This window comes from Bradyrhizobium sp. 31Argb (assembly GCF_043638955.1).
Taxonomy (GTDB): domain Bacteria; phylum Pseudomonadota; class Alphaproteobacteria; order Rhizobiales; family Xanthobacteraceae; genus Bradyrhizobium.
Window position 1 is genome coordinate 1 of sequence record NZ_JBEGDB010000331.1, and the last position, 8218, is coordinate 8218.

The 8218-nt window shown below is 64.1% G+C and carries 9 protein-coding genes; 2 read left to right on the top strand and 7 right to left on the bottom strand.

From position 1 onward, the window contains the following. Positions 1-145: 145 nt before the first annotated feature. Entirely contained in the window at positions 146-514 is a 369-nt protein-coding gene (locus AAFX91_RS36315) for a hypothetical protein (RefSeq protein WP_130580270.1), read from the bottom strand. A 138-nt stretch (positions 515-652) separates the two neighbouring features. On the opposite strand from AAFX91_RS36315, the gene AAFX91_RS36320 reads away from it, so the two are divergent. Together AAFX91_RS36320 and AAFX91_RS36325 are read left to right on the top strand one after the other, a co-directional pair. Further along, positions 653-1468, top strand: a complete 816-nt coding sequence (locus AAFX91_RS36320) for a DUF72 domain-containing protein (protein WP_130580269.1) — start codon at positions 653-655, stop codon at positions 1466-1468. A gap of 12 nt (positions 1469-1480) precedes the next feature. Further along, positions 1481-1936 (top strand): DUF488 family protein, encoded by a 456-nt coding sequence (locus AAFX91_RS36325; protein WP_130580268.1) that lies wholly within the window; start codon positions 1481-1483, stop codon positions 1934-1936. 218 nt (positions 1937-2154) lie between these two features. On the opposite strand, the gene AAFX91_RS36330 is transcribed toward AAFX91_RS36325, so the two are convergent. Genes AAFX91_RS36330 through AAFX91_RS36355 form a run of 6 tightly spaced genes read right to left on the bottom strand, consistent with a single transcriptional unit; the run spans position 2155 to position 8044 of the window. After that, positions 2155-3063, bottom strand: a complete 909-nt coding sequence (locus AAFX91_RS36330) for a PhzF family phenazine biosynthesis protein (protein WP_130580267.1) — start codon at positions 3061-3063, stop codon at positions 2155-2157. A gap of 9 nt (positions 3064-3072) precedes the next feature. Further along, positions 3073-4386, bottom strand: a complete 1314-nt coding sequence (locus AAFX91_RS36335; protein ID WP_130580266.1) for an adenylate/guanylate cyclase domain-containing protein — start codon at positions 4384-4386, stop codon at positions 3073-3075. Between the two features lie 45 nt (positions 4387-4431). Beyond that, on the bottom strand, positions 4432-5598 hold the full coding sequence (locus tag AAFX91_RS36340) for an ABC transporter permease (RefSeq protein ID WP_245476377.1): 1167 nt from the start codon (positions 5596-5598) through the stop codon (positions 4432-4434). 6 nt (positions 5599-5604) lie between these two features. After that, positions 5605-6552 (bottom strand): ABC transporter ATP-binding protein, encoded by a 948-nt coding sequence (locus AAFX91_RS36345; RefSeq protein ID WP_130580265.1) that lies wholly within the window; start codon positions 6550-6552, stop codon positions 5605-5607. Further along, the gene (locus AAFX91_RS36350) at positions 6549-7334 is read right to left on the bottom strand and encodes an HlyD family secretion protein (RefSeq protein WP_282527248.1); all 786 of its coding nucleotides are present in this window, start codon (positions 7332-7334) and stop codon (positions 6549-6551) included. Before AAFX91_RS36350 ends, AAFX91_RS36345 begins: the two co-directional genes overlap by 4 nt. Continuing rightward, complete coding sequence (locus AAFX91_RS36355; RefSeq protein WP_130580263.1) at positions 7331-8044, bottom strand: TetR/AcrR family transcriptional regulator; 714 nt, start codon at positions 8042-8044, stop codon at positions 7331-7333. The genes AAFX91_RS36350 and AAFX91_RS36355 overlap by 4 nt, the downstream gene beginning before the upstream one ends. Positions 8045-8218: the final 174 nt, after the last annotated feature.

The window sequence follows — 8218 nt, forward strand, 5'->3', positions numbered from 1 at the left end:
CGAACCGCCGGATACGGACCCGTACGTCCGGTGGTGTGGGAGGGGCGAAGCCGCGAGGCTTCCCCCTATCCCGATCCACTTGCGGAGGCATGGATTGCTTCGTCGCTATCGCTCCTCGCAATGACGGCCGGGGCGCTCTGGTAGCCTATTGCTTGCTGTTCGCCGCCGCCTTGCGTCGGACGAAAGCAGAGACAATGTCCTTCTGCGCAAGCTCGATGGCGCGGTTGGCGGTGCCGAGATGCGCGCTCGCGTCCTCGTTCGGGAATTGCTCGGTGAGGAAGCCGATCAGCGAGGCCCGGAAATTCTGCCGCTCCGAGGGACACGCACTCGCCATCAGGGAAGCGAACTCCTGGTCCGACATGGTCTTGTTGCTGTCGCGGGGATATTCGCGGGCGAGGCAATTCCAGTAGGCGTCGCGGCCGATCACGGCGAGCTTGTGCGCATCGTCGAGATCGTCATCGGCGATCGCGGCGGAGGGTATCAGAACCAGAAGGACCGCGATCATCATGCGCATTGTTGTTCTCCTTTTTGGGGTATCCTAACGCGGATGGCCTGGATCGATAAGCGTGGAAAGCTTGACGCCGGCCAACTGGCCAATCACGATTTATTTGACTACTCTCGGGTGGTCCCCTCCTCACGATGAGTTCTTCTCGTGGCCAAAGCCCCAAAGAAAACTGCAGGCAGCATCTATATCGGCATCGGCGGCTGGACCTTCGAGCCGTGGCGCGGCGTGTTCTATCCGGACAAGCTCGCGCAATCGAAGGAGCTGTCCTATGCCGCATCGAAGCTGACCTCGATCGAGATCAACGGCACCTATTACGGCTCGCAGAAGCCGGAGAGTTTCCGCAAATGGGCCAGCGAAGTCCCCGACGGATTCGTGTTCTCCGTGAAGGGCCCGCGCTTTGCGACCAACCGCCGCGTGCTGGCGGAAGCCGGCGACTCCATCAAGCGCTTCTATGATTCCGGCGTGCTGGAACTCGGCGACCGACTCGGGCCGGTGCTCTGGCAATTCGCACCGACCAAGAAATTCGACGGCGCGGATTTCGGCAAGTTCCTCGAGCTCTTGCCGCGCAAGCTCGACGGCCGCGCGCTGCGCCATGTGGTCGAAGTCAGGCACGACAGTTTCTGCGTGCCCGACTTCGTCGCGCTGATCCGCGAATTCGAAACGCCGGTCGTGTTCGCCGAGCACGGCAAATATCCGGCGATCGCCGATGTCGCCAGCGATTTCGTCTACGCGCGGCTGCAGAAGGGCAATGACGAGATCAAGACCTGCTATCCGCTGAAGCAGCTTGACGCCTGGGCCAAGCGGTTCGAGGAATGGGCCGGCGGCGGCGATCCGGACGACCTACCGCATGTCGAGAAGACAAAACCGAAGAAGATGCCGCGCGACGTGTTCGCCTATGTGATCCACGAGGGCAAGGTGCGCGCGCCGGCCGGCGCGATGGAGTTGATCGAGCGCGTGAAGTGATCGGGACGCCGGATGGCCAGGAAACTCTTCACGATCGGCTACGAGCAGACACCGCCCAAGGCGGTGCTCGATGAGCTCGAGCAGGCCGGCGTGAAGCTTCTGGTCGATGTCCGTGCCGTGACGTCATCCCGCCGGCCAGGCTTTTCCAAGAATCAGCTTGCGGCAGGGCTCGACGAGCGCGGCATCGCCTATGTCCATCTCGCGGCGCTCGGCACCCCGAAGGAGGGGCGGCTCGCCGCGCGCAGCGGCCAGCATGAGCTGCTCCGCACGATCTATGGACAGCACCTGAAAACGTCGCAGGCGAAAGAACAGCTCGACGAATTGTCGTCGCTGGTGAAAAAGGCGGGACCGGTGTGCCTCATGTGCTACGAGCGTGACCACACGCATTGCCACCGCCAGATGATTGCCGAGATCATCGAGGACCGCGACGGCGTGAAGGTGGAGAATCTGGTCGCGCCGCAGGTATAGGTCCGTAGCCCGGGTGGAGCGAAGCGTAACCCGGGTATCTGCATCCGCATCGCGAGCGGCCCCGGGTTGCGCTTCGCTCCACCCGGGCTACAAGACTTCCTGTCATTCCGGGGCGCGCGTAGCGCGAGCCCGGAATCCATCGAGCCACGGGTGCAGGTGGATAAATGGATTCCGGGCCTGCGCCTTCGGCGCATCCCGGAATGACAGGGGAGCGTGGATTACCCCTCCAGCCACAATCTCCCCTCCATCATCTTCACGCAGCCGCCGCCGACATGCACGGACGCGACAGTGCCACCCTGTTTGCGGACGCGGGTGAGCAGGAGGCTCGGCCGGCCCATGTCGACGCCCTGGCCGATGCGCAGCCTCAATTCGCCGTCGCGCACCTCGTCGAGATCGGCAAGGAATGCGGCGGCGGCCGCCGTGGCGCTGCCGGTCGCGGGATCCTCCGAGAGGGCACTCGAGCCCGGATGGAACATGCGCGCCTGCAGGTCGAGCGGCTGCTCGGCTGCGGGCACGTCGCGGGTGTAGAAATAGACCGCATCCGAACCGTCGCACGGAAACGTCCGCGCGAAGGCCACGGCATCGGGTCGTGCCCGTTTCAGCGCGTCGCGCGAGGCGAGCTCGACCATCAGGAACGGCAGGCCGACCGAAACGATCTGCGGCAGATGCCGGTCCGTCTTCACGTCACTCGCCAACAGCGACAAGCAGGCCGCGGCCTGTTCGGTGCCGACGTGGGACAGCCGCTGCAGCGGCTGCGGCGCGGTGAGCTCGGCGCCCGTGACCCTGCCCTGCTCGGTCAGGATCTCGACCGGCACGAGCCCGGCCTTCTCCTCAAATCTCAGCCGCACCGGCGGCTTTTGCGCGAGCGTCGCCAGCACGAAGGCGGTGCCGACATTGGGATGACCGGCGAAGGGGATTTCCGAGCGCACGGTGAAGATGCGGACCTGCGCATCGTTCGCACTGTCCTGCGGCGGCAGCACGAACGTCGTCTCGGAATAGTTGAACTCGGTCGCGATCGCCTGCATCTGCGCGGTCGAGAGCCCGCCCGCCTCGAGCACCACGGCGAGCGGATTGCCGCCGAACGCGCGATCGGTGAAGACATCAACGGTGACGTAGCGACGCTGCATGAAATCCTCCTATCCCAGTTGCCACACCGCAACCGGCTTCTCGTAACCGCGGATCGGCACCTCACCGCGCGGCACCGCATCGTGCGCCGCCTCGCCGAGCGCCTCGCGTACTTCGGACGAGATCAGGAACTGCGAGTTCAGCTCCTTGTTGAGCGCCTCCAGCCGCGCCGCAAAATTCACGGTGTCGCCGATCACCGTATATTCCTTGCGCCTGGGTGAGCCGATACTGCCGGCGACGACCTCGCCGATATGGATGGCGATGCCGATGCGCAGCGGCCAGCTCGTGGTCTTGTTGGTGTGCTCATTGGCGATCAGCATCTCGCGCGCCGCAGCCACCGCCTGATACGCGGCGTCGTCGGCTTCAAGCGGCGCGCCGAACAGCGCGAGGAAGCCGTCGCCCAGAAACTTGTTCACGATGCCGCCATGGCGGTCGAGGATATCGACCAGCACGGCAAAGGCGCCGTCGAGCCGGTCGACCACCTCCTGCGGCGAGCGCGTCCGCGCGCCCGCGGTGAAACTGCGGAAATCGACGAACATCACAGCGACGCGGCGGATATCGCTGTCGGTCGACGCGCCCTCCGTCATCAGCCGCTCGACAACCTGCGGCGAGACGTGCTGGCCGAACAGATCGGTGATGCGGTCGCGCGCGGTGGCAGCCGCGATGCTGGCCGCAAACTGCCGCCGCAACTGGACGCCGACCGCGCCCGCAAGCATGCCGCAGATCAGCACGATGAAGCTGCGCGCCGCATGATAATAAAGGTTCGGCTCCGGATCGGTGCCGCCGTTCGGATGAAAGAACATCGCCAGATAGAATAGCTGTGCCGCGGCAACGAACCCGGTGAAGGTCGAGAGCCAGAAATCCAGCCGCAGTGTCGAGAGGATGATGAAGATGAAATAGAGGAACGGTGCCGCGAATCCGAGCGCAGCGACCGATCCCATGCTCTGGATATGCAACGCCAGCGCGACCGTCGGTAACGAGGTCTCGATCAGCGCGCCGATGTAGCGCCGCACCACGGGCAGGTCGCGACCGTTCCGCATATGTCGGGTGATCGCGCCATGCACCCACAATTCGAACAGGATAAACGGCAAGGTGATGTAAAAGATAAATGATACCCTGAGATTGCCGTGCCAGACACGGCTTACGGCCTCGGGCGCAAGGAAGTCGATGCCCAACCCGATGAGGGCAAGCAGCACCGCTGTCCCGATCAGCGCCTTGATCCGGAGCAGCTCGGTCGTCATCACCTCGTGCATCAGCGCCTGGTGGAAATCGGCGGATACCGCCGAAGCCTGCCCGTCTGTCTTCCTGCCCCAGAATCCGGCCATGCCCTTGCCCTGGAATGACGCCGATTAATCGGGCTGAATATAGCCTCAATCGAGCGTGCGACGGAAGCGTGTCACGGCGATCGTCATCGCCACCAGCATCAGTACAATCAGTGCAATCGTGTCGTATTGCAGGTTGGCGAGGCCGGCGCCCTTCAGCATGATGGCGCGGACGATGCGGACGTAATGGGTCAGCGGCAGGCCCTCGCCGAGATATTGTGCCCATAGCGGCATGCCCGCGAACGGAAACATGAAGCCGGAGAGCAGGATGCTCGGCAGGAAGAACATCATCGAGAGCTGCATCGCCTGCAACTGGTTCTGCACGATGGTGGAGAACGTATAGCCGATCGACAGATTGGTGGTGATGAACAGCGTGGTCAGCGCAGCCAAGAGCAGCACGCTGCCGAGGATCGGCACGCCGAACAGGAGCGCACCAATGCCGACGATCAGCGAGGCCTGCACGAAGCCGACAATGACATAAGGGATGATCTTGCCGAACATCACCTCAACCGGCTTGATCGGCATCGACAACAGGCTCTCCATCGTGCCGCGCTCGATCTCGCGCGTCACCGACAGCGCGGTGAAAATCAGCATGGTCATGGTCAGGATGGTACCGACCAGGCCGGGCACGATGTTGAGCCGCGACTCGGCGGCCGGGTTGTAGCGGGCGTGCGTCCTGATCTCGAACGGCATGTCCGGGGGATCGCCGACGTGCAGATCGTGCTCCAGCGCGGTCTGCACCAGGGCGCCGAGAGCGCCGAGCGCCGCGCTTGACGCGATCGGATCGGTCGCGTCGGCCGCGACCAGCAGCGCCGGCTTGTCGCCGCGCCGCACCGCGCGCTCGAAGCCGCGCGGGATCTCGACGCCGAACAGCACCTTGCCGGATTTCAGGAGGTCGTCGAACTCGGCGACATCGTGCACCTCGCGGGTGAAGCGGAAATAGGCGGTGTTCTCCATCGCCTTGAGGATCGAACGCCCGAGATCGCTGTCCTCCTGGATCAGCACCGCCGTCGGCAGATGGCGCGGCGTGGTGTTGATGGCGTAGCCGAACAGCAGAAGCTGCATCACCGGGATCATCACGATCATGGCGAAGGAGACGCGGTCGCGGCGAAGCTGGATGAATTCCTTCACCAGCATCGCATAGCTGCGCCGCCAGAAGCCGAAGGCCGGCTCCCTTGCCTCGACCATAGGATGGACTGCGTCGATCGCGCTCATTGGAAATTATCCCTGGAAATTATCCTTGGAACGCCCCATGAGATCGATGAAGACGTCTTCGAGCGACGGCTCGCTGTCCTGCCAGTGCCAGCGCGGATCGTCGCGATAGGATGCAACGGTCGCGTCCAGCGCCGCCTTGTCGCGGCCGGACACATGCAGGCTGGTGCCGAACGGCGCCACCATGTCGATGCCGCCCTTGCCGGCGAGCTCGGCGGTGAGGTCGTTGAGATCGTCGCCGGTCACCGTATAGGTCGAGAGCGCCGAGCCCGCGATCACCTCTTCCACCGTCCCATGCGCCAGGAGATGGCCATAGGCGATGTAAGCGATCTCATGGCAGCGCTCGGCCTCGTCCATGTAGTGCGTGGAGACCAGCACGGTCAAGCCGTCGGCGGCGAGCGCGTGGATCTCGTTCCAGAAATCGCGCCGCGCCTTGGGGTCGACGCCGGCGGTCGGCTCGTCCAGCAGCAGAAGTCTCGGATTGGGCAGCGTACAGGCCCCGAGCGCAAGCCGCTGCTTCCAGCCGCCGGAGAGATTGCCGGCAAGCTGCTCCTCGCGGCCCTTCAGCCCGATGCGCGCGATCATCTCGCGCGCCGCACTCCGTGCGTCAGGAAGGCCGTAGAGCCGCGCGACGAATTCCAGATTCTCGCGCACCGAGAGATCCTGGTACAGGCTGAAGCGCTGGGTCATGTAGCCGACCAGGCGCTTGATGCGGTCGGCATCGCGGCGGATATCGTAGCCGAGGCAGGTGCCGTTGCCGCTGTCGGGCGTGAGAAGTCCGCAGAGCATGCGGATGGTCGTGGTCTTGCCGCTGCCGTTCGGCCCGAGGAAGCCGTAGATCGTGCCGCGCCTGACCTGCATCGACAGATCATGCACGACCTCGCGGCCGCCGAACGATTTGGTCAGGCCATGGACATCGATGGCGATGTCGGGCGTATGGTTTGCAACCGTGCTCATCGCCGATCCGCCACCGGCGTCTTCGGATTGAGATAGACGCTGATCGGCTGTCCGACGCGCAAGGCATCGGGCCGGCTCGGCCGCGCCTGGATCAGGTAGACCAGCTTGTTGCGCTCATCGAGGCTATAGATCACGGGCGGCGTGTATTCCGCCGTGGTCGCGATGAAATAGATCTTCGCCGTGAGATCGGCGGCGCAATTGTCGCAGACGACGCGCACCTGGTCGCCGATCGAAAGCTTCGGCAGTTCAGCCTCAGGCACGAAGAAGCGCAGCTTCATGTTGCCGGGCGGCATGATCGAGAGCACCGGCCGCTGCGCCGCCACCATCTCGCCCTCGCGGAAATAGATCTGCTGGATGGTGCCGGCGACCGGCGCAAAGCCCTTGCGCCGCGCCAGCCGCGTCTCCGACGTGTTGACCTTGGCCTCGGCCACGCGCAGCGCCGAGACCGCGGCGTCAAGATTGGCCTGCGTGCCGGCGCCGGTTCCTCTCAGCGAAGCCGCGCGGTCATAGGTCTGCTGCGCATTGGCAAGCGTGGCCTTGTTCTGATTGAGATCGGCCTGCTGCAGGTCGTCGTCGACAGAGTAAAGAAGGTCGCCGACCTTCACCTCGTCGCCTTCGCGCACGTTGAGCTTCACCACGCGGCCGGCTTCATCCGGGCTGACGAAGATCATGTCGGCCTCGACCCAGCCCTGGAAGCCGGGATCGCGGCGCTCCTGGCAACCGGCCAGTGCCGCCGCCAGCGCCACCATCGCCAGTATCTTCACCAGACGCGACGAAGTCATGTCGTCCTCCGCTCGCCGAAGATCAGGTCGAGATGAACACGAAACATCTCGATCGCATCCAGTGGCGAATGCCGGCTGAACATGCTCTGCCAGATCACCGCGATCAGGGCCGGCGCGATCATGATCTGCGGGTAGCGCGCCAATTCCTTGTTGCGGATCTCGCCGCGCGTGATCCCAAGCTCGATCAGGGCGCGCATGCCGGCCATCCCGCGCGAGACCACTTCACGGAAATAGAAATCGGCAATCTCCGGAAAGCGCGGGCCTTCGCTGACGATCAGGCGCACGATGTCGCCGCGCGACGTGGAAGCGACCTCCCGGATAAACATTTGCGCAAAGCCCTCCACCGCCTCGCGCACTGATCCATGCAGCGGCGCCGGCGATGCCATGCGGTCGATCAGCGGCACCAGCGCAGTGCGGATCAATTCCTCGAACATCGATTCCTTGTCCTTGAAATGCAGGTAGATCGTGCCCTTGGCGACGCCGGCACGTTTCGCGATATCGTCGAGCCGGGTCGCGGCAAAGCCGCGCGCGACGAACTCTTCCATCGCCGCCTCCACGATCGCGGCCCGCCGCTCCGCTGCGCGCTCGGCACGGTTAGCCCCGCCGCCTGCGATCTTCGGCGAGACCACTTTTGACACTTTGGCGCGCGCCGCCGTGCTGGCGGGTCGGCAGGCCTTGGATGGAATGGATGGTTCGGGGCACTGTTTCATGATCAGATCATGACTGACTGGTCAGTCATTGTCAAGATAAGCTTTCGGTCCGTAGCCCGGGTGGAGCGGAACGCGTAACCCGGGGAAATCTGTATCCCGTATTGCCTCACCTGAGGATGTTACTTTCGCTTGACGGATGTAGCGCCGACTGTCGGCCGGTCCGAGGTTGCGTCA

Bases quoted from the DNA above. Each gene is read 5' to 3' on its own strand.
- AAFX91_RS36315 (WP_130580270.1), bottom strand. From the start codon at position 514: ATGCGCATGATGATCGCGGTCCTTCTGGTTCTGATACCCTCCGCCGCG.
- AAFX91_RS36325 (WP_130580268.1), top strand. From the start codon at position 1,481: ATGGCCAGGAAACTCTTCACGATCGGCTACGAGCAGACACCGCCCAAG.
- AAFX91_RS36330 (WP_130580267.1), bottom strand. From the start codon at position 3,063: ATGCAGCGTCGCTACGTCACCGTTGATGTCTTCACCGATCGCGCGTTC.
- AAFX91_RS36335 (WP_130580266.1), bottom strand. From the start codon at position 4,386: ATGGCCGGATTCTGGGGCAGGAAGACAGACGGGCAGGCTTCGGCGGTA.
- AAFX91_RS36340 (WP_245476377.1), bottom strand. From the start codon at position 5,598: ATGAGCGCGATCGACGCAGTCCATCCTATGGTCGAGGCAAGGGAGCCG.
- AAFX91_RS36345 (WP_130580265.1), bottom strand. From the start codon at position 6,552: ATGAGCACGGTTGCAAACCATACGCCCGACATCGCCATCGATGTCCAT.
- AAFX91_RS36350 (WP_282527248.1), bottom strand. From the start codon at position 7,334: ATGACTTCGTCGCGTCTGGTGAAGATACTGGCGATGGTGGCGCTGGCG.
- AAFX91_RS36355 (WP_130580263.1), bottom strand. From the start codon at position 8,044: ATGAAACAGTGCCCCGAACCATCCATTCCATCCAAGGCCTGCCGACCC.